22 protein-coding genes are annotated in these 21,366 nt (G+C 54.8%); 13 read left to right on the top strand and 9 right to left on the bottom strand.

Translation table 11 applies throughout. The features are described 5' to 3' along the window. Nucleotides 1–6 precede the first annotated feature (6 nt). The 3 genes from rlmD to KIH26_RS07360 all read left to right on the top strand — a co-directional run bounded on the left by rlmD (nucleotide 7) and on the right by KIH26_RS07360 (nucleotide 3,445). Nucleotides 7–1,494 carry a 23S rRNA (uracil(1939)-C(5))-methyltransferase RlmD gene (gene rlmD / locus KIH26_RS07370; protein ID WP_213443765.1) on the top strand — a complete coding sequence of 496 codons (1,488 nt, stop codon included), beginning with the start codon at nucleotides 7–9 and terminating at the stop codon, nucleotides 1,492–1,494. A gap of 74 nt (nucleotides 1,495–1,568) precedes the next feature. Next, entirely contained in the window at nucleotides 1,569–2,528 is a 960-nt protein-coding gene (locus KIH26_RS07365) for a Bug family tripartite tricarboxylate transporter substrate binding protein (RefSeq protein ID WP_213443763.1), read from the top strand. 2 nt (nucleotides 2,529–2,530) lie between these two features. Next, nucleotides 2,531–3,445: a DUF1932 domain-containing protein gene (locus KIH26_RS07360; RefSeq protein WP_213443761.1), complete on the top strand. Its 915-nt coding sequence runs from the start codon at nucleotides 2,531–2,533 to the stop codon at nucleotides 3,443–3,445. On the opposite strand, the gene KIH26_RS07355 is transcribed toward KIH26_RS07360, so the two are convergent. Beyond that, a complete protein-coding gene (locus KIH26_RS07355) occupies nucleotides 3,442–4,428 on the bottom strand; it encodes a PAS domain-containing protein (protein WP_213443760.1) in 987 nt (328 codons plus the stop codon). The two genes, KIH26_RS07360 and KIH26_RS07355, sit on opposite strands and share 4 nt — an antisense overlap. A 48-nt stretch (nucleotides 4,429–4,476) precedes the next feature. On the opposite strand from KIH26_RS07355, the gene KIH26_RS07350 reads away from it, so the two are divergent. Both KIH26_RS07350 and KIH26_RS07345 read left to right on the top strand, forming a co-directional pair. Beyond that, nucleotides 4,477–5,097: a hypothetical protein gene (locus KIH26_RS07350; RefSeq protein WP_213443759.1), complete on the top strand. Its 621-nt coding sequence runs from the start codon at nucleotides 4,477–4,479 to the stop codon at nucleotides 5,095–5,097. Between the two features lie 82 nt (nucleotides 5,098–5,179). Further along, complete coding sequence (locus KIH26_RS07345; RefSeq protein ID WP_249660998.1) at nucleotides 5,180–6,535, top strand: glycerate kinase type-2 family protein; 1,356 nt, start codon at nucleotides 5,180–5,182, stop codon at nucleotides 6,533–6,535. Between the two features lie 555 nt (nucleotides 6,536–7,090). Here KIH26_RS07345 and KIH26_RS07340 read toward each other — a convergent pair. The 8 genes from KIH26_RS07340 to KIH26_RS07305 form a co-directional block, all read right to left on the bottom strand. After that, entirely contained in the window at nucleotides 7,091–7,366 is a 276-nt protein-coding gene (locus KIH26_RS07340; RefSeq protein ID WP_213443758.1) for an FtsB family cell division protein, read from the bottom strand. A gap of 80 nt (nucleotides 7,367–7,446) precedes the next feature. Beyond that, nucleotides 7,447–7,725, bottom strand: coding sequence for a helix-hairpin-helix domain-containing protein (locus KIH26_RS07335; protein WP_213443756.1), 279 nt, complete (start codon nucleotides 7,723–7,725; stop codon nucleotides 7,447–7,449). Between the two features lie 54 nt (nucleotides 7,726–7,779). After that, nucleotides 7,780–9,081 (bottom strand): phosphopyruvate hydratase, encoded by a 1,302-nt coding sequence (eno, locus tag KIH26_RS07330; RefSeq protein ID WP_213443755.1) that lies wholly within the window; start codon nucleotides 9,079–9,081, stop codon nucleotides 7,780–7,782. Between the two features lie 215 nt (nucleotides 9,082–9,296). Next, nucleotides 9,297–9,584 (bottom strand): DUF1330 domain-containing protein, encoded by a 288-nt coding sequence (locus KIH26_RS07325; protein WP_213443754.1) that lies wholly within the window; start codon nucleotides 9,582–9,584, stop codon nucleotides 9,297–9,299. Nucleotides 9,585–9,603: 19 nt separating this feature from the next. Beyond that, nucleotides 9,604–10,458: a 3-deoxy-8-phosphooctulonate synthase gene (gene kdsA, locus KIH26_RS07320; RefSeq protein WP_213443753.1), complete on the bottom strand. Its 855-nt coding sequence runs from the start codon at nucleotides 10,456–10,458 to the stop codon at nucleotides 9,604–9,606. A 2-nt stretch (nucleotides 10,459–10,460) separates the two neighbouring features. Then, nucleotides 10,461–11,565, bottom strand: a protein-coding gene (gene prfB, locus KIH26_RS07315; protein ID WP_213443751.1) for a peptide chain release factor 2 whose coding sequence is annotated in 2 segments (ribosomal slippage) — nucleotides 10,461–11,483 and nucleotides 11,485–11,565 — 1,104 coding nt in all. Because the reading frame shifts where the segments join, the coding sequence is not laid out codon by codon here. Nucleotides 11,566–11,911: 346 nt separating this feature from the next. Then, nucleotides 11,912–12,367 carry an NUDIX domain-containing protein gene (locus KIH26_RS07310; protein WP_213443750.1) on the bottom strand — a complete coding sequence of 152 codons (456 nt, stop codon included), beginning with the start codon at nucleotides 12,365–12,367 and terminating at the stop codon, nucleotides 11,912–11,914. Between the two features lie 29 nt (nucleotides 12,368–12,396). Continuing rightward, on the bottom strand, nucleotides 12,397–13,083 hold the full coding sequence (locus KIH26_RS07305; RefSeq protein ID WP_213443749.1) for a DUF1444 domain-containing protein: 687 nt from the start codon (nucleotides 13,081–13,083) through the stop codon (nucleotides 12,397–12,399). Nucleotides 13,084–13,410: 327 nt separating this feature from the next. Between KIH26_RS07305 and KIH26_RS07300 the strand changes: the two genes are divergently transcribed. From KIH26_RS07300 to KIH26_RS07265, 8 genes are all read left to right on the top strand, one after another. Continuing rightward, nucleotides 13,411–14,331, top strand: coding sequence for an EI24 domain-containing protein (locus KIH26_RS07300; protein ID WP_213443747.1), 921 nt, complete (start codon nucleotides 13,411–13,413; stop codon nucleotides 14,329–14,331). Next, on the top strand, nucleotides 14,328–15,134 hold the full coding sequence (locus KIH26_RS07295; protein WP_213443746.1) for a competence/damage-inducible protein A: 807 nt from the start codon (nucleotides 14,328–14,330) through the stop codon (nucleotides 15,132–15,134). Before KIH26_RS07300 ends, KIH26_RS07295 begins: the two co-directional genes overlap by 4 nt. Nucleotides 15,135–15,402: 268 nt before the next feature. Further along, nucleotides 15,403–16,818, top strand: coding sequence for a type I glutamate--ammonia ligase (gene glnA / locus KIH26_RS07290; protein ID WP_213443745.1), 1,416 nt, complete (start codon nucleotides 15,403–15,405; stop codon nucleotides 16,816–16,818). Between the two features lie 142 nt (nucleotides 16,819–16,960). Then, nucleotides 16,961–17,536: a hypothetical protein gene (locus KIH26_RS07285; RefSeq protein WP_249660997.1), complete on the top strand. Its 576-nt coding sequence runs from the start codon at nucleotides 16,961–16,963 to the stop codon at nucleotides 17,534–17,536. An 82-nt stretch (nucleotides 17,537–17,618) separates the two neighbouring features. Beyond that, on the top strand, nucleotides 17,619–18,698 hold the full coding sequence (gene glnL, locus KIH26_RS07280) for a nitrogen regulation protein NR(II) (protein ID WP_213443744.1): 1,080 nt from the start codon (nucleotides 17,619–17,621) through the stop codon (nucleotides 18,696–18,698). A 43-nt stretch (nucleotides 18,699–18,741) separates the two neighbouring features. Next, nucleotides 18,742–20,310, top strand: coding sequence for a nitrogen regulation protein NR(I) (gene ntrC / locus KIH26_RS07275; protein ID WP_213443742.1), 1,569 nt, complete (start codon nucleotides 18,742–18,744; stop codon nucleotides 20,308–20,310). A 242-nt stretch (nucleotides 20,311–20,552) separates the two neighbouring features. After that, nucleotides 20,553–21,047 (top strand): pantetheine-phosphate adenylyltransferase, encoded by a 495-nt coding sequence (gene coaD, locus KIH26_RS07270; protein WP_213443741.1) that lies wholly within the window; start codon nucleotides 20,553–20,555, stop codon nucleotides 21,045–21,047. Between the two features lie 10 nt (nucleotides 21,048–21,057). Continuing rightward, nucleotides 21,058–21,312 (top strand): YfhL family 4Fe-4S dicluster ferredoxin, encoded by a 255-nt coding sequence (locus KIH26_RS07265; RefSeq protein ID WP_213443740.1) that lies wholly within the window; start codon nucleotides 21,058–21,060, stop codon nucleotides 21,310–21,312. Nucleotides 21,313–21,366: the final 54 nt, after the last annotated feature.

Genomic DNA, 21,366 nt, shown 5'->3' with positions numbered 1-21,366 from the left:
AGAGTAATGGCACGCGGTAAAGATAAAAAAGTAAAAGGCCCACAGCCTGATCCAAAAACGTATGTGATTGACTCTGTGGATATCGAGGGTCAGGGCGTGGCGCGCAGTGAAGATGGCAAGGTGGTGTTCATTGACGGTGCTTTGCCCGGCGAGCGCGTGAGTGCGATTACCAAGCGCAGCAAGAACAATTGGGAAGGCGCGGATCTCGTGGCGATTCATCGCACGAGTAGCTTGCGCGTCAAGCCTGCTTGTCCGCATTTCGGTCTGCATGTGGGCGCATGCGGTGGCTGCAAGATGCAGCATTTGGAGCCTTCGGCTCAGGTGGCGATCAAGCAGCGCGCTTTGGAAGATCAACTTTGGCATTTGGGCAAGGTGAAGCCTGAGCTCGTGCTGCGCCCGATTCAAGGGCCCGATTGGGGCTATCGCTATCGGGCGCGGCTTTCGATGCGCTATGTGCAAAAGAAAGATGAAGTGCTGATCGGTTTTCATGAGCGCGCGAGCCGCTATTTGGCCGATATGCAAACCTGCGTGGTACTGCCCGCGCATGTGAGCAACATGCTGCTGCCGCTGCGTGCGCTGATCAAGGGCATGGATGCGCGTGAGACGCTGCCGCAGATTGAGCTGGCCTGTGGTGATGAGGTGACAGCGCTGGTGTTGAGGCATTTGGAGTCTCTGAGTGAAGGTGATATTGCCAAGTTGCGTGCATTTGCTGAGAAGCATCAAGTGCAATGGTGGCTGCAAGCCAAAGGGCCAGATACGGTGAAGCTGTTGGATGAGCCTTCGACAAGCTCAGGCCGAACGGGAATCTTGTCCTACGCCTTGCCTGAATTTGGCATCACCATGCCGTTTAAGCCCACAGATTTCACGCAAGTCAATCCGCATATCAACCGCGTGCTCGTGACCCGTGCTCTGCGCCTTCTCGATGTGCAAAAAACAGATCGCGTGATTGATTGGTTTTGCGGCTTGGGCAATTTCACGCTGCCGCTGGCGACGCAGGCTCGTGAAGTGCTGGGCATTGAGGGCAGCGATACGCTGGTGGCTAGAGCTAAGGCCAATGCAGAGCAGAATTTAAAGCAAAAACAGCCTAATGCCGGCATAAATTGTGCGCAGAATGCTACTGATTTTGTAGCACGCAATTTGTTTGAAATGACAGGGCAAATGCTGGTGGATGACGGCTACGCCAACCGCTGGTTGATCGACCCGCCGCGCGAAGGCGCATTCGCACTCGTGAAAGCCTTGGCGCAGATTCATCAGCAGCGTTTGGGTAATCTGCCTGAAGCAGAAGAAGGCAAAGAGCCACCAGCGCCTGTGAACATTGGTGAATGGCAGCCGCCCCAGCGCATCGTCTATGTGAGCTGCAACCCTTCTACGCTGGCGCGAGATGCGGGCTTGCTCGTGCATCAAGCAGGTTACCGCTGCACATCTGCTGGCGTGATCAATATGTTCCCCCACACCGCGCATGTGGAGAGCATGGCCGTCTTCGAGCTGAGCTAAAGAAATCCGCAATATCAGCTTGCTTTGCCCGCAAGGCTGGCTTCGGGGAGAATTGCTTGATTCAGGAGATCGCTATGAACCGCAAACAATTCCTTTTCAGCTTGTCTGCCTTGGCAGCGAGCAGCGCTTGGGCGCAAAATTTCCCCAGCAAACCGATCAAAATCGTTGTGCCTTTTGGTGCAGGAGGGGTGGCGGATTTGACGGCTCGCGCTGTGGCTCAGAAGCTCTCCGAGAGCCTGGGGCAGAGTGTGGTGGTGGATAACAAGCCGAGCGCAGGCGGGATTGTGGCGGGTGAGCTCGTGGCTAAATCCGATGCGGACGGGCACACTTTGCTGCTGATGAGCAATGGCACGGCGGTGAGCACCGGGCTGTTTAAAAGCTTGCCCTTTGATGCAAGCAGAGACTTTGCGCCAGTTTCCACGTTGGCAACTTTTGATATTGCCGTGGTAGCCGCCGAGGATGGCAAGTTCAAGACGATGCAAGAGCTGATTGCATTTGCTCGGGCGAATCCGGGCAAGCTCAATGTGGGCACGATCAATATTGGCTCGACGCAGAATCTCGCTGCGCGCTTGATTGAATCGGCTGGTAATTTAGATTGGCAGGTGGTGCCGTTTCGTGGCACGCCTGATGTGATCTCTGCGTTGCGCGGTGGCACGGTGGATGTGGCCGTAGAGATTCTCGGGCCGATGATGGGCCAGATCAATGCGAAAGCCGTGCGCGCGCTGGCGGTGATGGGCGAGAAGCGGGCGGCAAAGCTGCCGGATGTGCCAACGTTGGCTCAAGCGGGGATCAATGGTGCAACAGCTTCGAGCTGGAACGCGCTTGCCGCGCCAGCGAAGACGCCGCGTGATGTGATCCTCAAGCTCAACAAAGCTGTTGCAGATGCACTCAATTCGCCTGATCTCAAAGCAAAGCTGGCCGACCTGAATGTGGATGCGCAGGCCAGCACGCCGGAAGCGCTGGGCAATCTGCTCGCCGCAGAGACGAAGCGCTGGAGTGATGTGATCGTGCGCGCGAAGATCGAGAAGCAGTGACCATGAATCTGAGCAACATCGGCATCATTGGCTATGGCGAAGTGGGCAAGATATTTGCCACGGGGCTGAAGACCAAAAGCGGCGTGCTCGGCATGGCCGCTTGGGATGTGAAATTCAAAGCTGAAGCCAGTGGCGGTGTGGAGCTGGCACATGCGCGAGAGGCTGGTGTGCAAGCCTGCGCAAGTATGCAAGCGCTGTGTGAGGCGAGCAGCTTCATCATCTCAGCTGTGACGGCGTCCAACACCTTGGCGGTGGCGCAAGAGGCCGCGAAATTCATTCGCTCAGGTACGGTATTCCTCGATCTGAATTCCGCATCACCGGGCACGAAGCAAGAATGCGCTGCGCTGATTGATGCAGCGGGCGGCCTATATGTAGAAGCGGGTGTGATGACAAGTGTGCCGCCTTATGGCATCAAAGTTCCAATGCTTTTAGGGGGATCGCCGGCAAATAATCTGGCTAGTTTGCTATCAAATTGGGAGTTGGATGCTACGGCTGTGAGTGACAAACTCGGCGTGGCCAGCGCCATCAAAATGTGCCGCAGCGTGATGATCAAAGGGCTGGAGGCGCTGGTGATTGAGAGCTACAGCACAGCGCGCGCCTATGGTGTGCAAGAAGAAATGATTGCCACGCTACAAGAAACATTTCCAAGCATCGATTGGAAAGCGCAGGGGGCCTATTTTTTCAGCCGGGTCGTGCAGCATGGTAAGCGCCGAGCCGAGGAAATGCGTGAATCCGCGCGCACAGTGCAGGAAGCGGGTTTTGAGCCACTCATGACGAGCGCCATTGCAGCCAAGCAGCAATGGGTGGCAGATCAGGCCAAGGCAGGCGTATTTAAAGATGTGCCGAAAGAGGCTGCACAGCAGGGCGATTGGCAGGCTTACGCTGATGCGCTGCTCTCTGCTCGAAAACCGAGCTAATTCGCACTGCGATCCAGAGGGCAGAGCAATCCGGCGAAGTAGCGGCGCCCCTGATCGTCTATTGCGCATTCCCCGCTGGCATGAAAGTAGCGATACACCTCATCAAAGCATCGCAGACGATAAACTTGATCGTATGCAGCAAATTCCTTGAGCGTGCGCTTGGTTGCGGCCACCACCGACTCTGAGTCGCCAGGATGAATGCGCGTAAAAAAATCCAAGTCTTGGGCGAAACTCTTGCCTTTGTAGCGCAGCAGAGCTTGGCATTGTTCGGAATAGTCCACCGAATTGGTTTCTAAATCCCAAATCCAGCTGCCAAAGCCCGAAGTGTCTAATGCAAGCTTGAGCTGAGTGCTCATTTGGCGTAACGCAGCGGCTTCGCGCTCCTCTTGCGTGACGTCATGCAGAATCGTCACCACACCGCGAATACCGGCATCCGCAGCAGATTGCACGGGTGCAATACGAATATTGGCCACGCGCTGGCCCTTGCCATAGAGCGGCGGCAGCACCAAGCGGCGTACGATGGTTTGATTGCTCTCGCTGCATTCGGCATCGATTTCCAAGATGCTGCGCGCCACCGCTTTGGGAAACAGCTCATACGGTGTCTTGCCCAACACATGCGCCGCCTTGATGCCATGGTAGCTTTCAGCTGCCTTGTTCCACATCACATAGCGCCCCTTGACATCGCGCACAGCAGAAGGATCGGGAATGGCGTCAATCACATCGAGCAAACGCTGCCGCACACGGTTTTCCCGCTGAATCCAGCGGTAGCGAATCACGCCAATCACAATAGCAAGCACGATGGCTATCGCTGAATAGGACAGAAGCAAAACGATTTCTGCTTTTTCAATTTGCAGCTCATCGCGCTCAGCCAAATATAGAAATATCCCAAGCAACCCAACCTGCAGAAGTATGACCATCAGCACGATCATGACGGGTGACATGAAAGATGCCACAGGGCGGATCGAAGTACGCAGTTGGCTCATGTCACAATTGAATTTAGTTCAGGAATAAATTGTTGATTTTTCACCATTATGCCGCCAGCCATTAATCTTGTATGCACGCGCTGCACCGACGGCAACCACGCTGCACTACAGCGCTGGTACAACGATCACGCGCAACTCTTGATGGCTTCCGAAGCGCTGCGAAGCGCAGAGCTCTATCAGCTAGAGAGCACAACCGCCGCCATCGATTATTTTTGTCTGTATCACTTTGATCAATTGGATGCCTTTGAGGCGTTTGATTCAGGCGATGTGATGAGCCATGTGCGCGAGCTAAGCCAAGCTGCGCCGGGGCGCAGCAGCATCGACATTGTGAAACGCACGCAATACGAGCGTGTTCTCCATCGGCGATGGAATGCAGAGCAGGGTATCAGCGTGCAGGCGAGTTTATTGAGTCTAGAAAGTGCATCGCTTCATGAAGCCACACGCTGGCTCAATGATGTGCTCTATGGTTTGCATCTTCAACAGCCTTTGCAATCCGCTCAGGTGTATGCCATGCAGCAGGGGAAGCATTCGGAGCTATTCGTATTGCTCGAAACCAGCCGCCGTTTACCGACGGATTGGCATGCCCAGGAAAGCATCTATGCTGCCAGAGCCGATCTGCGATGCATTTGGCAAATGCAAGCGCGTCGTATCGCCGCTTGGCTTAAGTAATACTCAAGCGACATGACCGACATGACGAGATTTCATGAGGAATGTGGTTACTACCGACGAACAAAAGCATTCAGGCTGCACAATGCTTAAGTCCCAATCCAGTTTTTCCACCATGCCTCTCGATCCAAAAGTAAATCCGCGTGAATTTCTTCTGCATCTTTACCAAGCCGCTGTACACCGCGCTTTGCCGCTGCACAACACAGCCGCTTATTTGCCGTCTCCACCGAGTCGAGAAAGCGGGGGGCGCACCCTGGTTTTAGGGGCGGGCAAAGCAGGCGGCGCGATGGCGCAAGCTGTGGAGGCGCTTTGGCCTCACGACGCGCCGCTCTCTGGCTTGGTCGTTACGCGCTATGGCCACACCCCGCCTCGCGCGGCAGGTTTGGCGAATCGTATCGAGGTGGTTGAAGCCTCGCATCCTGTGCCAGATGAAGCAGGTTTAGCTGCGGCCAAACGTATCCTCGGCCTCACACAAGGTTTGACGAAAGGCGATCTGGTGCTCTGCCTCATCTCAGGCGGCGGCTCGGCCTTGCTCACTATGCCTGTGGATGGCCTTGCGTTTGCTGAAAAGCAGCGCATCAACCAAGAGCTGCTCAACTCAGGAGCCAACATCATCGAGATGAACTGCGTGCGCAAACATCTCTCGCAAATCAAAGGCGGCTGGCTGGCTGCAGCTTGCGCGCCAGCGCGAGTCATCACGCTCACCATCAGCGATGTGCCAGGAGACGATGTGAGCGTCATCGCCAGCGGCCCGACTGTGCCAGATGCCACCACTTGCGCAGATGCGCTTAGCATTTTGAAGCGCTACGGCATTGAAGTGCCTACTGCGATTGAAGCTCAATTGCAAAGCGGCGCATTGGAAACTCCCAAGCCAGGTGATGCTCGCTTCTCAGGCCATGAAGTTCACCTCATTGCCACGCCCCAACAATCTCTAGAAGCCGCTGCCGCAGCAGCCCGCACAGCCGGTATCGAAGCCTACATCTTGAGCGATGAAATCGAAGGCGAATCGCGCGAAGTCGGCAAGGTGCATGCCGCGCTTGCACGCGGCGCAGCCACCGGCAAGGGCGCATTCAAGACACCCTGCGTCATCCTCTCCGGTGGCGAGACGACAGTGACCGTGCGCAAGCAGCCCGCAGGCGCTGCAAAGGGCAGGGGAGGCCGCGCTGGTGAATTCTGCATGGGCCTGGCTCTCGGCCTGCAAGGCATGGAAGGCATCTACGGCCTTGCGGCTGATACAGACGGCATCGACGGCGTAGAAGCCAACGCAGGCGCATATGTAGCGCCCGACACACTCGCACGCGCAGCCGCGCAGGGCATGAAGCTCGATGGCTATCTAGATCGCAACGACGCGGTAGGTTATTTCGAACCTTTAGGCGATCTGGTTATCACCGGCCCCACACATACCAATGTGAACGATTTCCGCGCTTTACTCATTTGGTAGAGATTTTTAAGCTTTTTGGGCATATCGCCGGCGTATGTATTGCGCAAAGTGCTACCAAAATAGTAGTGATGCGTGTCTGCAGACATGTTCCAACCGCTCTCGGTAGTTACGATTTCCTGCTAGCTATCCTGTTTTTCACCTTGCTGCTTGGAATGTTCAGCACGCCACGCGATACCGATAAACATAAATGGAACAGCAAGGAGTAGGGCATGGAAGAGATTTCCCAGCATGACTCCGAGTACTGAGGCTGCTATGAAAGCAAGAGTGAAAAATGACTGTCGCAGTTTTGCGCTTCCTCGCTTTATCCTCAGAGACCATATTCCCAAGCCTAATGAAGCAAACATAAGGATCGATAGGGAAATAAGCTGCCCGGTTCTGAGAGCTCGATAAATCAATGGACTGCCAACTGCGGCTAGCAACAAGAGACCCGCAATCGCAAAGTAAGCCCATGCGGCTAGTTGTAGCGCTCGATCACGTTTCATGACTTCAAACGTACTGCACACCACAGATTCTGCAATTTAAACAAGATGCAGCGGTATAAATTTGGCATCGAAACTACTTGGAATACTGAACCAAGATCTCATTCGGCTTGATCATTCCTAGCTCGCTACGGGCTTTGTCTTCGATCATCTCTAGGCCTTCTTTGAGATCGCGCACTTCGGAGGCGAGTTGGTCGTTGGTTTGCTGAGCGGCTTTGTTTTTTTCGCTCAAATCTTGCAGCTTGGCGTTGAGCTGATTGACATGGGAGACGCTGCCACGGCCGAACCATAGCTGCGCATGCAAAGCGAGCAAGAGGGCGATCAGCAGGGCGGGGACGACGCGTTGAGACATCACGGGCTGTATTGTGCCCTTTTTTTAGACTTTTTTGAAGCTTTTTAGGGCTCTCGCCGGCATAGAACCTGCGCGGGGTGCTATTTCTTTGGTAGCGACTTCTTTGTAGCGGCTGGTGCAGCTGGTGATGCTGCCTGAGCGGCAGCGATGGCAGATTGAATCGCCGCGCGGGCTTGTGGGCTGTTTTTCCAGCAGGTGGAGCCAAGCAGCTTGGCTGCGTTGGCTGTGATATCCAGCGCATTGGCTTTGGCCAAGTGCGCCAAGCTCTCAATGCCCATCTGCTCCAAGCGCGCGACTACTGTGGGCCCCACGCCTTTGACGGCGAGGAGGGTTTGGCGCTCGGAGATGGGGAAGGGCATGATTTGACTTTAACGCAAGGGCTTCGACAAGCTCAGCCCGAACGGGAAGCGAGATCAGCGCAAATTGTAGAAAGCAGCGCGGCCAGGATACTGCGCCACATCGCCCAAATCTTCTTCGATGCGGAGCAACTGGTTGTATTTGGCGATGCGGTCAGAGCGTGAGAGGGAGCCTGTCTTGATCTGCCCAGCATTCGTGCCAACAGCGATGTCGGCAATCGTGCTGTCTTCCGTCTCGCCAGAGCGGTGGGAGATGACGGCTGTGTAGCCAGCGCGCTTGGCCATCTCGATGGCGGCGAAGGTCTCGGTCAGCGTGCCGATTTGGTTGATCTTGATGAGGATCGAGTTGGCGATACCTTTGTCGATGCCTTCTTTCAAAATCTTGGTGTTGGTGACGAAGAGATCGTCGCCCACGATTTGCACTTTTTTGCCGAGGCGGTCGGTGAGCACTTTCCAGCCATCCCAATCGCCTTCGCCCATGCCGTCTTCAATGGAGATGATGGGGTACTTATCGCACCAAGTGGCCATCATGTCCACCCACTCTTGGGGTGTGAGCGTGAGGCCTTCGCCCTCCAAATGGTATTTGCCGTCTTTGAAGAATTCGCTGGCAGCGCAATCGAGGGCGAGCACGATGTCTTCGCCGGCTTTGTAGCCTGCTTTGTCGATGGCCTGCAAAACGAGTTCAATCGCTGCTTCATGCACACCTTTGCCGTCTGCGGCTTCTGTGGAAGGAGCAAAACCGCCTTCATCGCCCACTGCCGTGCTCATTCCTTTATCGTGAATGATTTTCTTGAGCGCGTGGAAGACTTCTGCACCTTGGCGCAGGGCTTCGCGAAAGCTTTTCGCGCCGATGGGCACGATCATGAATTCTTGCAAATCAAGATTGTTGTTGGCATGCTCGCCACCGTTGATCACGTTCATCATCGGCACGGGGAGCTGCACGCCATTCATACCGCCGAAGTAGCGATACAGCGGCAGGCCAGCTTCTTCAGCGGCGGCGCGAGCCACAGCCATGGAGACAGCGAGCATCGCATTCGCGCCGAGCTTGGATTTGTTGTCTGTGCCATCGAGCTCGATCAAGGTCTTATCCAAAAACGCTTGCTCAGAAGCATCCAGGCCGAGCACGGCGTTGGAAATTTCCACGTTGATGTGGCCCACTGCTTTGAGCACGCCTTTGCCGAGATAACGGCTCTTATCGCCGTCACGCAGCTCAATGGCTTCGCGCGAGCCTGTGGATGCGCCAGAGGGCACAGCAGCTCGGCCCATCACGCCGGATTCCAACAACACATCACATTCCACAGTGGGGTTGCCACGGCTGTCCAAGACTTCACGGCCTACGATATCGACGATTGCACTCATTTTCAGGTTTCCTCTTTAATCAAAAAATCAAAAACAAAATTCAAAACAGCCGGACGCAAAAGATACGCAAAAGACGCAAAAAATACCAATGGAAAGAATTCATCTATTTGATTTTTTACTCACATCGTTTTCTTTAATTTTTTCTTTCTTTTTTGCGTCTTTTGCGCAACTTTTGCGCCCTTTGCGTCCGGTATTGGTATTCAAAGCCTCAGGAGTTAAACACCCTCAACCATCACCATCCGCATCACGCCAGCGTTTTCACGCAGCTTGCGCGCATGTGTGTAAGTCTCACCGGCATACCATTTCTTCACAGTCTCGCTATCTGGAAACTGCAAGATCACCACGCGCGATGGCTTCCAATCACCCTCAAGAACTGTGATCGCGCCGCCGCGCACCATGAAAGTCGCGCCGAATTCTGCGGCGGCCTTGGTGCTCCACTCACGGTACTTGGCCATTTGATCGGCATCGGTGACAGTGACATCGGCAATAACGTAAGCGCTCATGAGGGTAGTGTCCTTTGGATTAATTGAAATTCGCCTCTAACAGCGGGTTCTTTTTGGTTACGGAATCGAGTTCGACCAAGCTTTCCAGCAGAGCCTTCATGTGATGCAGCGGCACAGCGTTCGCACCGTCAGACCACGCTTCAGAAGGTTTGGGATGCGTTTCCATGAACAAACCGGCCACGCCCACAGCCACGCCAGCACGTGCGAGTACAGGCACCATCTCTCGCGCGCCGCCTGAGCTGGTGCCCATGCCGCCGGGCTTTTGCACGGAATGCGTCACGTCAAACACCACGGGCGCGCCGCTGTTGCGCATCTCTGCAAGAGAAGTCATGTCAGCCACGAGGTTGTTGTAGCCAAAGCTCACGCCGCGCTCGCAGGCGAGGAAGTTGTTTTGCTCCAAGCCTTTTTCCGCTGCTGCCGCGCGCGCTTTGTCGATCACGTTTTTCATGTCCCAAGGCGCAAGAAACTGGCCTTTTTTGATGTTCACTGGCTTGCCGCTTTGCGCCACAGCGCGGATGAAATCGGTTTGGCGGCAGAGGAAGGCGGGGGTTTGCAATACATCGACCACGCTAGCCACTTCATTCACCTGATCCGCTTCATGCACATCGGTGAGGATCGGTAGGCCAAGCTGCCTGCGCACTTCATCCAAAATCTTCAGGCCATTCTCCATACCCACGCCGCGCTTGGTGTTACCCGAGGAGCGATTGGCTTTGTCAAACGAGCCTTTGTAGATCAGCGGGATGCCGAGCTTGGAAGTCACTTCCTTGAGCTTGCCAGCCACGTCAATTGACATCTCCAATCCCTCAATCGAGCAAGTGCCCGCGATGAGGAAAAAGCGCTTATCAAGGCCAACATCGAAATTGCAAAGCTTCATGATCAAACTCCTTGTTTCAGGCTGGCCTCAATGAAATCGTCCAAGTCGCCGTCCAGCACTTTCTGCGTTGCAGAAATCTCCACGCCGGTGCGCAGGTCTTTGATGCGGCTGTTGTCCAGTACGTAACTGCGAATTTGGTGGCCCCAGCCCACGTCGGTCTTCGTGTCTTCGAGCTTTTGCTGCGCTTCCATGCGCTTGCGCATCTCAAAGTCGTACAGGCGCGAGCGCAGGCGCTTCCATGCGACATCGCGGTTGCTGTGTTGGCTGCGGCCATCTTGGCAGGTGACGACGATGTTGGTGGGAATGTGCGTGAGGCGCACAGCGGAATCGGTCTTGTTGATGTGCTGGCCGCCTGCGCCGGATGCGCGATAGGTGTCGGTTCGCACATCAGCCGGGTTGATGTCGATCTCAATCGTGTCGTCCACCTCGGGATAGACAAAAACGCTGGCAAAGCTGGTGTGCCTCCCGCCCGATGAATCGAAAGGCGATTTGCGCACCAAGCGATGCACGCCAGTTTCCGTGCGCAGCAGGCCAAATGCGTAATCGCCCTCGATCTTGATACTGGCCGAGCGGATACCGGCCACATCGCCGGGCGTTTCTTCGTCAATGATGGCTTTGAAGCCTTTGCGCTCGGCGTAGCGCAGGTATTGGCGCAAGAGCATGCTCGCCCAATCGCAAGCTTCTGTGCCGCCTGCGCCGGCTTGAATGTCTAGGAAGGCATGGCTCGGGTCAGCGGGCTGATTGAACATGCGCTTGAATTCGAGGTCTTTGACGATGGATTCGAGGCGGGCTGCATCATCAGCAATCGTTTTGAGGCTAGCGATATCGCCTTCCTCTTTGCTCATCTCGTAGAGCTCGGTGTTATCAGTCAAATCACGATCCAGCGTCGTGAGATTGCCCACCACAGTTTCAAGCTGGCGCTTTTCTTTGCCCAGCTCCTGGGCTTTTTTCGGATCGTTCCAGACGGTCGGGTCTTCTAACGCGGCATTGACTTCATCGAGACGGTGTGACTTCTTCTCGTAGTCAAAGATACCCCCGAAGATCGAGGGTGCGGGCGGCCAGATCGGTGAGTTTGCTGCCGATGGCGTTGATTTGTTCTGCGTCCATGATTGAGTGCTTTGCGGTGAATTACTGGTTAATCCGCTATTTTCGCATTGTTCTGGGCTTTGGTTCTGTTTACGCGCTTGCTTCGCTCACACGCGACCCGCTCGCCTGCCACGTGACGTGCCCGAAAAAGCCGAGGGCTTTCTTATCGGCGCTCTGTGCATGGTTTCCCGAGCTGCCATCTTTTGTAGCGATGATTGCATGGTTGGCCGCGCCCGACTAAGAAAGCCTTCGTTTTTTCAGATCCATCACGTAGCGGGTGGAGGTGGTTGGCGCGTCGCTGCTTACTATGAATTTCGTAGCTGTTTGTGCAGATTCTATGCCGGCGAGGTGGCAATTTAGCGTTAAATTAGTAGAACTCCATGGCACGCAGCCCAACGTAGCGAGGAAAGGCGAAGCCATTCTCTTTGTCTTTCCAGTATTCAGCATGAAGCATAGGAGGAAAGACCGTCTTTCCTTCAAACTCGCTCTTGCTCAGCCAAGCGGCTTCAGTGATGTGCTCGCGTTTCGCCTCAACCGCCTCGGTGCTGATCTTGCCGCCGAGCAGTCGTCCGGTGAACCATAGCTTGCATTCACGAGTGTGAGGGTTTGAGAACTCTTCAATGTAAGCAAGTTGAAGAGGCTCAACATGTAGCCCACTTTCTTCGAAGACTTCGCGCTTGGCAGTGGCAAGCAAGTCTTCAGTCCCTTCCGCACCACCGCCCGGAGCGACCCAGAAGTCATACACGTCGGGCTTTGTGTGACGGACAAGCAAGATACGGTGGTCATGTTCGACAATGACACCGGCAGCTATGCGATGTTTCATGTTGAGTGGCTAGGTAGATGGGGTCTGTCTCACTGCGGGCGCGCAGCAGCAGGGGCTTGGTACACCGACCATTTGCCTTCTTTGAATAAGTAGAGCGCTGAAGAGACGCGCATGCGCTCACTGCTTGAATGCAAATGGGCAACTGATTTTTTCATTCCATCAACAGCTTTGACGTCCGTCAGCGGTGCAAACAGCAAGCCTCCTCGCTTGGCTACAAGCGCTACAACACCTTCAGGGTGCTTTTTTAGTTGGGCGTTCCAGAAGTCTTTGTCCAAGAAGTAGCTGCTGTCCAAGTCTGGAGATTTACCTTTGACTTCAAAAAGGTCATTCCAAGGCACAGTTTGCGGGTTGCCATATACGCGTTTGATGTTGCGAACAGCGAGTTCAAGAGCGGCATCTGGCGTAAGCGCAAGACGCTCAAGATCTTTGGGCGATGCGTTTGGCATGCTGGTAGGTGTGTCGAAGACAAATCGAACATGCATGTCACCAAGGTACTCGAACCAACCTGTGTCGATCTCAATCTCTCGACCGTCTTGGAGTTTAGCCTTGGCCTTGCCAGTCGGCACAAGTGTCTCGGTTTGCTTGTTTACGCCCGGCGATTCACGAAGGACGACCATCAGATTCGTTGCACTATCGTCGAAGCCGCGTGATGGTTGTGATAACACCTGAGCCGAAAGGACTGAGGCAATAAAAAGGGTAAGAAATGGCTTGATCATGATTAAGCGCTATTGAGCCTAGGAATTAAAGCAAACAAGGTGCAAAGCAGGATGTATTTTATGAGGAGCAAAGCGACATACCAGAAACCTCAATCCGCCGCGTGATGGGTCTGAAAAAACGAAGCCTTTCCCGGTCGGGCGCGGCCAACCACGTAATCATTGCTACAAAAGATCGCAGCTCGTAGTATCCCGGTAAGAGCACCATCAGGAAAGGCCTCGGCTTTTTCGGGCACGTCACGTGGCAGGTGAGCGGGTCGTGTCCAAAGCGAAGCCGTGGATCAACGCACAAGGCAGCAAAGCAAAAGCAAATCCCTGTATCCTTAGCGCATGAAACAGATTTTGGATGCCTTCTGGCGCGCTGCTGCGTATTGCCTGCACCCGCGCGTGATCGCGCTCTCGCTCGTGCCTTTGGTGCTGATGGTGGCCATCGCCGGTGTGTTTGGCTATTTCTTTTGGGACAGCACGATCACAACAGTCAATGCTTGGCTGCTCAGTAGCGATTGGCTCTCGCGTGGGATTGGTTGGCTGGAGGGCATGGGCTTTGGAGGGCTGAAGGCTGCGATTGCGCCGCTGTTTGTGATTCTCGCGGCTACACCGCTGGTGGTGATCGGCTCGCTGCTGTTTGTGGCTTTTCTCATGACACCGGCGATGGTGTCTTTGGTGGCGGAGCGGCGCTTTGACAAGCTGGAGCGCAAGAAGGGTGCGGGGATTTTTGCGAGTGTGATGTGGTCGTTTGGCGCGGTGGTGATGGCCGTGATCGCGCTGCTTGCTTCGATCCCGCTGTGGCTGATTCCGCCCTTGATTTTGATCGTGCCGCCGCTGATTTGGGGCTGGCTCACGTATCGCGTGATGGCTTTTGATGCCTTGGCTGAGCATGCCAGCGCCGAGGAGCGCAGGGAAGTGATGAAGCGCCATCGCATGCAGCTCTTGGGCATGGGCGTGGTGGCGGGCTATCTGGGCGCTGCGCCTACGTTGCTTTGGGCTTCGGGCGTGATGTTCGTCGTGTTCGCGCCGATCTTCATCGTGGCGGCGATTTGGGTTTACACGCTGGTATTTGCGTTTTCATCGCTGTGGTTTGCGCATTTTTGTATGGACGCGCTGGATCGTATACGTAAAGAAGATATTTCTAAGCCAAAACCGATGGTTGCCGGCATAGAATCTGCGCAGAGTGCTCCTGATTTGATAGTGAATCGTACGCCTGCGCCAGACAACACGATCACTGATGTTTCTCCTAAAAAACTTCCATGACAGCTCCTAACCCACGTTTTCACCTCATCATCGTTGGCGATGAAATCCTCTCCGGCAAGCGCCAAGACAAACACCTCTCCAAAGCCATTGAATTACTCGCCACACGAGGGCTTGCGCTAGAAGGTGCGGAATATGTGGGCGATGATCCGCAGCGCATCACGGCTGCTTTAAAACGCGCCTTTGATTCAGGCGATATCGTGTTTTCCACCGGCGGCATCGGCGCTACGCCGGATGACCATACCCGCCAATGCGCTGCCAAGGCGCTGGGCCGCGAGCTGGCTTTGCACCGCCAAGCCGAGGCGCTGATTCGCGAGCGCATGCAAGATGTGGCGAAAGAGCAGGGCGTGCCTTATGAGCCTGATCGCCCAGACAATATTCATCGGCTCAACATGGGCGTGTTTCCTGTGGGCGCAGAGATCATTCCCAATCCGTATAACAAGATCGCAGGCTTCAGCTGCGGCAGCGTGCATTTCTTTCCTGGCTTTCCCGTGATGGCCTGGCCCATGATGGAATGGGTGCTGGATACGACATACAAGAATCTGCATCGCGCCGTATCAACGCAAGAAAAATCCGTGATCGTGATGGGCGCGATGGAGGCCACGCTCACGCCGCTGATGGAGCAGGTGGAAGCGGATCATCCGGGCATCAAGGTGTTTAGCCTGCCGAGCGTGGATCATCCGCAATACGGAAGGCACATCGAGCTGGGCGTGAAAGGCCAAGGCGTGTTGGATGCCGCCTATGCGCAGCTGCTCGCAGGTTTGGCAAAGTTTGGCGCTAAGCTGGGCCCAGAACTGAGCAGATAAATCTACGCACCATTTCGTGGCACTTTTGGAAATGCACGAATTTCGTGCATTGCACCATGATCGTGCACAAATAAGCGCGTCTTTGAGATTCAGTTCGCCGTCAGGCGTACATCTAGAAGCTGAATCCAGGTCAAAAATCGCGCACAATCAAGGGTTTCGCGAAGAGCATTTATTGCACTGTTCTGTGGCACGACTTGTGCATACAGTTAGGCCTAAGAGCTACAACCTCGAATATTTTCTCAATCATCCAACCAACCAGGAGCATTTGATGGCCAAGACCGTCGCAGACGTGATCAAGATGGTGAAAGACAACGAAGTCAAATTCGTCGATTTCCGTTTCACCGATACCAAAGGCAAAGAGCAGCACGTTTCCGTGCCTGTGTCCCATTTCGACGAAGGCAAGTTCAAAGAAGGCCACGCGTTTGATGGTTCTTCTATCGCTGGCTGGAAGGGCATTGAAGCCTCTGACATGTTGCTCATGCCAGACCCAACCACCGCCAACATCGATCCTTTCTTCGAAGAGACGACCCTGATCCTCTCTTGCGATGTGTTGGAACCTGGTGATGGCAAGGCCTACGACCGTGATCCACGTTCGATTGCCAAGCGCGCTGAAGCCTACCTCAAGTCTTCCGGCCACGGCGACACCGCTTACTTCGGCCCCGAGCCAGAATTCTTCATCTTCGACGACGTGCGTTGGGGTGCAGACATGTCTGGCTCTTTCGTCAAGATCGACGAGTACGAGGCTCCTTGGAACACCTCCAAGAAAATCGAAGGCGGCAACAAAGGCCATCGCCCAACAGTTAAAGGCGGCTACTTCCCAGTGCCTCCCGTTGACAGCACGCAAGACATGCGCGCTGAGATGAGCCTGATTCTCGAATCGCTCGGCATCCCCGTTGAAGTGTTCCACCACGAAGTCGCTGGCGCTGGCCAAAACGAAATCGGCACGAAATTCAGCACGCTGGTGCAGCGCGCTGACTGGACACAGCTCTTGAAGTACACCGTCTGGAACGTGGCAAACGCCTATGGCAAAACCGCTACCTTCATGCCCAAGCCACTCGTTGGCGACAACGGTTCCGGTATGCACGTTCACCAGTCCGTCTGGAAAGACGGCAAGAACCTGTTTGCTGGCAACGGCTACGCAGGCCTGTCTGATTTCGCCCTGTACTACATCGGCGGCATCATCAAGCATGCTCGCGCTCTGAACGCGATCACCAACCCTGGCACCAACAGCTACAAGCGCTTGGTTCCTGGTTTCGAAGCGCCTGTGAAGCTGGCTTACTCCAGCCGCAATCGCTCTGCTTCGATCCGTATTCCTCACGTTGCTTCTGACAAAGCCCGCCGCATCGAGGCTCGCTTCCCAGATCCACTGATGAACCCTTACCTCGGCTTTGCAGCGATGCTTATGGCGGGTCTCGACGGCGTGGAAAACAAAATCCATCCAGGCGAAGCCGCGACGAAGGATCTCTACCATCTGCCCCCAGAGGAAGATGCAAAAGTGCCAACCGTCTGCCACAGCTTGGATCAAGCGCTCGACTATCTGGACAAGGGCCGCAGCTTCTTGACCAAAGGCGGCGTGTTCTCCGACAGCATGATCGACGCTTACATCGAACTCAAGATGCAAGAAGTCACGCGTTTCCGCATGACGACGCATCCAATCGAGTTCGACATGTACTATTCACTGTAATTCGTTCCAGTGTGACGAAAAAAGGACGGTTCACCGTCCTTTTTTTATGAATAAATCCTTATAGAACAATAAGTTATTTGCGACATTTGAGAAATTGCTTCATACTGCGAGTTCACGCTCAAAATGTACTTGGAGCCGTTGTATGAAGAATTTTATGAAGAATCAGCCGTTTGCCGGCATGGAATCTGCGCGGAGTGCTCATCTTTTAGTAGTGAGCATTGCCGCTTTGTTTGCCACGAGCGCTTTTGCGCAAGACCGCATCTACCGCTGCTCGGGCAACGAATACACCAACAATGCCACCACCGCCGCCGAGAAAGGCTGCAAATTGGTGGAAGGCGGCAATCTCACTGTCGTCACAGCGCCCAAACCACGTGCACCAGCCGCAGGCAGCGGCGATGTGCGCGTCGCAGCAGCCACGCCAGCCGGCAATGCCGCACCCGCTCCCAGCCGAATCGATACCGCCGAGCAGCGCAACCGTGACAGCGATGCCCGCGCCATCCTCGAATCCGAACTCAAAAAGGTGGAAGCCAAGCAGGCCGAATTGCTCAAGGAATACAACAACGGCGAGCCAGAGAAGCGCGGTGCAGAAATGCGCAACAACCAGCTCTATCTTGATCGCGTGAAAGAGATGAAAGCCCAAATCGCCCGCAACGACAGCGATATCGCGGGCATCAAACGCGAGATCGGCCGCACCCAGCCTAGCTCAGCCAGCAGGTAAGCTGTTTCATCGCATTACCATAGAGGGGCTTGATCAAGCCCCTTTTTTCATTGCATTTGAATTGCATTTATCGTCCTCCAACATGCCGCGCACCCGCTTCCAAGCCTTTGATTTACTCTCCAGCCTTGTGGCCGTGGTGGATTTGCGTGGTCAAGTGATCTATGCCAACGCTGCGCTCGAAGATGCTTTGGGTGCGTCGCGTCGCGCGATTGAGAGTAGCAATCTCTGCAAGGATTTTGTGGAGCCACAAGCCCTGCAAGCAGCGCTAGATGGCGTGGCGGCCAATGCCTTTGCGTCTCTGCGCTACGACGCGCTTTTGCAGCCGCATGGCTCCAGGTTGGCAGCAGAGCCCATTCCGGTTCATGTGATCATCACGCAAACCGAAGATCGCTTAGAAGTGATCGTGGAGATGCTGCCGCAGGAAGCCCAAGAAAAGCTCGATCGTGAGGAACGCAATGCGACGCAAGCTCTGGCCAACAAAGAGCTGATTCGCAATCTGGCGCACGAGATCAAAAATCCATTAGGCGGCATTCGCGGCGCCGCGCAGCTTCTGCAATTGGAGCTCTCAGATACCGAAAAAGCTAAGAGCCTCACCGAATACACCCAAGTCATCATCCATGAGGCGGATCGCTTGCAAACCTTGGTGGATCGCCTGCTGGAGCCGCATCGCAAGCCACGCGAGATTGGCGATGTGAACATTCATGAGGTGTGTGAGCGGGTGCGCTCCCTGATCGTGGCGGAATTTCCCAAAGGCCTGAAGGTCGTGCGCGACTATGACACCTCCATCCCCGATTTCAGAGGCGACAAGGAGCAACTGATTCAAACGGTGCTCAATATCGCCCACAACGCCGCGCAAGTGCTGCCTGAGCGTATGGCAGAAGGCGATGCCCGCATTGTTTTCAAAACACGAATCGCTAGGCAAGTCACTTTAGGCAAGCGCCGCCACAGGTTGGCACTGGAATTGCATATTCAGGACAACGGGCCTGGCATTCCACCCGAGATCAAGGATCGCATTTTCTACCCGCTGGTCAGTGGCAGAGAAGGCGGCTCCGGTCTCGGGCTGACTTTGGCGCAGACCTTTGTGCAACAGCACGAGGGTTTGATCGAAGTGGAAAGCCAGCCCGGAAGAACGGAATTCAAAATCACCATTCCACTTCCATGAACACGCTCCCTACAGCAGCCCAGGATTCGAGGACACACAAGGCATGAAACCCATTTGGATTGTTGACGACGACCAGTCCATCCGCTTCGTGCTGGAAAAAGCCTTAGCACGTGAAGACCTGCCTACACGCAGCTTCACCAACCCACGCGATGTGCTCTCTGCCTTGAAAGATGCGGGCAGGGCTGATGGCGAAGAGCCCATGCCCCAAGTGCTCGTGAGCGATATCCGCATGCCCGGCGGCTCGGGTCTGGATTTGATCGCCAAAATCAAAGAAACCGCCCCCAACCTGCCGATCATCATCATGACGGCTTTCTCGGATTTGGACAGTGCCGTGAGCGCCTTCCAAAAAGGCGCATTCGAATATTTGCCCAAGCCTTTCGATATCTCCAAAGCCGTGGAGTTGATTCATCGCGCCGTGCATGAAAGCCAGCGTGAAGAAGTGGCACTGGATGCCGCGAAGCAGGGCGGAAGCCAAGAGATGCTCGGCCAAGCGCCGGCCATGCAAGATGTGTTTCGCGCAATTGGCAAGCTCAGCCAAAGCAATGTCACGGTGCTGATCACTGGAGAGTCGGGTTCTGGTAAAGAGCTGGTGGCTCGCGCGTTGCATAAGCATTCGCCTCGCGCCAATGCTTCGTTCATTGCCATCAATACGGCCGCCATTCCCAAAGATTTGCTCGAATCTGAGCTCTTCGGCCACGAGCGCGGCGCGTTCACGGGTGCGCAGACGATGCGAAGAGGGCGCTTTGAGCAGGCTGATGGCGGTACGTTATTTCTCGATGAAATTGGCGATATGCCCTTTGATCTGCAAACTCGCTTGCTGCGCGTTTTGTCTGATGGCCATTTCTACCGCGTCGGTGGCCACAGCCCGGTCAAATCTAATGTTCGCGTGATCGCCGCCACGCATCAAAATCTCGAGCAGCGCGTCGAAGACGGCAGCTTCCGCGAAGACCTGTTTCACCGCCTCAACGTCATTCGCCTGCGCCTACCCGCCTTGCGCGAGCGCCGCGAAGACATCGCCGATTTGGTCAAACATTTCCTACAAGTCAGCGCCAAACAGCTCGGTGCAGAGCCCAAGCGCATCTCAGCAGCAGCGCTGGCCAAAATCAGCCAATTCGATTTCCCCGGCAACGTGCGCCAGCTGGAAAACATGTGCCACTGGCTCACCGTGATGGCACCCGCGCAGACGATCGATGTGAAAGACTTGCCGCCAGAGGTGCTCGGAGAAGCTGCCATCGTTACGGCAAATACTACCAATTCAATAGCATCTCGCGCAGATTCTACGCCGGCGACTGATGCTTTTCATGTAAAAAAATCAGAAGAGAACACAGCATTAGAGGCGGCATCTGTTCACTCACCGCGCACTCATGCAAGCGCTGCAGCACAGATCAACGGCCATGCCGCAGACTGGGAAACGGCTTTGGAACTGGAAGCCTTGGCGCTTTTGGCCAAGCAAGAAGGCACGACTTGGGACGAGCTCACTCGCCGGTTTGAGAGCCGCTTGATTCAAGCTGCTTTGTCTACCACCCGTGGCCGCAGAATCGAAGCCGCCGTCAAGCTGGGCATTGGGCGCAACACCATCACACGTAAGATTCAAGAGCTGGGCTTGGAATAAGTCTGCACCTCCTATGCTGAAGTTAGCGGGAGAAACCTTTCAGAAAGTCTTGCGGGCTTGAGCGGCGTATCATTAAGGATATGCTGGACAAGCCGCGCGATAAAGCAGGCTTGATTTCGGGATGAGATGCTGGGCGAAAAACATGGCTTGAGTGGTACTCAAGCGAGGCTTTTCTTGCGACGCAGATCGCCCGAAAGCGAGTTTGAATCGCGCAGCAGGCTTGTTCAGCTTATCCTTACGTTATGAAACGCATCGCAGTCTATTCCGGCACGTTTGACCCCATCACCCTTGGTCATGAGGATGTAATTGGGCGCGCAGCCAAAATGTTTGATACCTTGATCGTGGCGGTGTCTGTCGCGCACAGTAAAAAAACGCTGTTTCCGCTTCCAGAGCGCATAGAGCTTGCGCAAGCAGCTCTTAAAAGCATAGCAAATGTGCAGGTCGTGTCGTTTGACGGCTTGATCGTGGATTTCTGCTCTGCACAAGGAGCGCAGACCATCGCGCGCGGGATTCGCAATGCAACCGATTTGGATTACGAAGCCCAGATGGCCGCGATGAATCGCAAGCTGCGTGGCTCAGTGGATACGATGTTTCTCACCCCCACGCCTGATCTGCAATGCATCAGCTCCACGCTGGTGCGCGAGATCAGCAAGCTGGGCGGTGATGTGAGCAAGTTGGTGAGCCCAGCGGTGGCGCAGGCTTTGGAAGCTGCGCATCGCCCCAAGTTACAAGCTTGAGGTACACAATATGGCTTTACTCATCACTGACGAATGCATCAACTGCGATGTCTGCGAGCCCGAATGCCCGAATGAAGCGATCTACATGGGCAAGGAAATTTACGAAATCCATCCACACAAATGTACGGAATGCGTGGGGCATTTTGATGAGCCGCAATGCGTGCAGGTTTGCCCCGTTGCATGCATCGATCCACATCCGCAGCATTTAGAGAATCGCGAGACGCTGTATCAGAAGTTTTTACGCTTGCAGACAGCAGCGACTTAACACTATCAAAATAATAGCTGCTTGCGCAGTATTCGTGCCGTCAAACTGCCTAAA

It is taken from the genome of Variovorax sp. PCZ-1 (assembly GCF_018413605.1).
Classification (GTDB): Bacteria; Pseudomonadota; Gammaproteobacteria; order Burkholderiales; family Burkholderiaceae_C; genus JANMDU01.
Note: the sequence above shows the minus strand (reverse complement) of the source record. Positions and strands in the feature narration are given on the sequence as shown.

Bases quoted from the DNA above. Each gene is read 5' to 3' on its own strand.
- rlmD (WP_213443765.1), top strand. From the start codon at position 7: ATGGCACGCGGTAAAGATAAAAAAGTAAAAGGCCCACAGCCTGATCCA.
- KIH26_RS07365 (WP_213443763.1), top strand. From the start codon at position 1,569: ATGAACCGCAAACAATTCCTTTTCAGCTTGTCTGCCTTGGCAGCGAGC.
- KIH26_RS07360 (WP_213443761.1), top strand. From the start codon at position 2,531: ATGAATCTGAGCAACATCGGCATCATTGGCTATGGCGAAGTGGGCAAG.
- KIH26_RS07355 (WP_213443760.1), bottom strand. From the start codon at position 4,428: ATGAGCCAACTGCGTACTTCGATCCGCCCTGTGGCATCTTTCATGTCA.
- KIH26_RS07350 (WP_213443759.1), top strand. From the start codon at position 4,477: ATGCCGCCAGCCATTAATCTTGTATGCACGCGCTGCACCGACGGCAAC.
- KIH26_RS07345 (WP_249660998.1), top strand. From the start codon at position 5,180: ATGCTTAAGTCCCAATCCAGTTTTTCCACCATGCCTCTCGATCCAAAA.
- KIH26_RS07340 (WP_213443758.1), bottom strand. From the start codon at position 7,366: ATGTCTCAACGCGTCGTCCCCGCCCTGCTGATCGCCCTCTTGCTCGCT.
- KIH26_RS07335 (WP_213443756.1), bottom strand. From the start codon at position 7,725: ATGCCCTTCCCCATCTCCGAGCGCCAAACCCTCCTCGCCGTCAAAGGC.
- eno (WP_213443755.1), bottom strand. From the start codon at position 9,081: ATGAGTGCAATCGTCGATATCGTAGGCCGTGAAGTCTTGGACAGCCGT.
- KIH26_RS07325 (WP_213443754.1), bottom strand. From the start codon at position 9,584: ATGAGCGCTTACGTTATTGCCGATGTCACTGTCACCGATGCCGATCAA.
- kdsA (WP_213443753.1), bottom strand. From the start codon at position 10,458: ATGAAGCTTTGCAATTTCGATGTTGGCCTTGATAAGCGCTTTTTCCTC.
- KIH26_RS07310 (WP_213443750.1), bottom strand. From the start codon at position 12,367: ATGAAACATCGCATAGCTGCCGGTGTCATTGTCGAACATGACCACCGT.
- KIH26_RS07305 (WP_213443749.1), bottom strand. From the start codon at position 13,083: ATGATCAAGCCATTTCTTACCCTTTTTATTGCCTCAGTCCTTTCGGCT.
- KIH26_RS07300 (WP_213443747.1), top strand. From the start codon at position 13,411: ATGAAACAGATTTTGGATGCCTTCTGGCGCGCTGCTGCGTATTGCCTG.
- KIH26_RS07295 (WP_213443746.1), top strand. From the start codon at position 14,328: ATGACAGCTCCTAACCCACGTTTTCACCTCATCATCGTTGGCGATGAA.
- glnA (WP_213443745.1), top strand. From the start codon at position 15,403: ATGGCCAAGACCGTCGCAGACGTGATCAAGATGGTGAAAGACAACGAA.
- KIH26_RS07285 (WP_249660997.1), top strand. From the start codon at position 16,961: ATGAAGAATTTTATGAAGAATCAGCCGTTTGCCGGCATGGAATCTGCG.
- glnL (WP_213443744.1), top strand. From the start codon at position 17,619: ATGCCGCGCACCCGCTTCCAAGCCTTTGATTTACTCTCCAGCCTTGTG.
- ntrC (WP_213443742.1), top strand. From the start codon at position 18,742: ATGAAACCCATTTGGATTGTTGACGACGACCAGTCCATCCGCTTCGTG.
- coaD (WP_213443741.1), top strand. From the start codon at position 20,553: ATGAAACGCATCGCAGTCTATTCCGGCACGTTTGACCCCATCACCCTT.
- KIH26_RS07265 (WP_213443740.1), top strand. From the start codon at position 21,058: ATGGCTTTACTCATCACTGACGAATGCATCAACTGCGATGTCTGCGAG.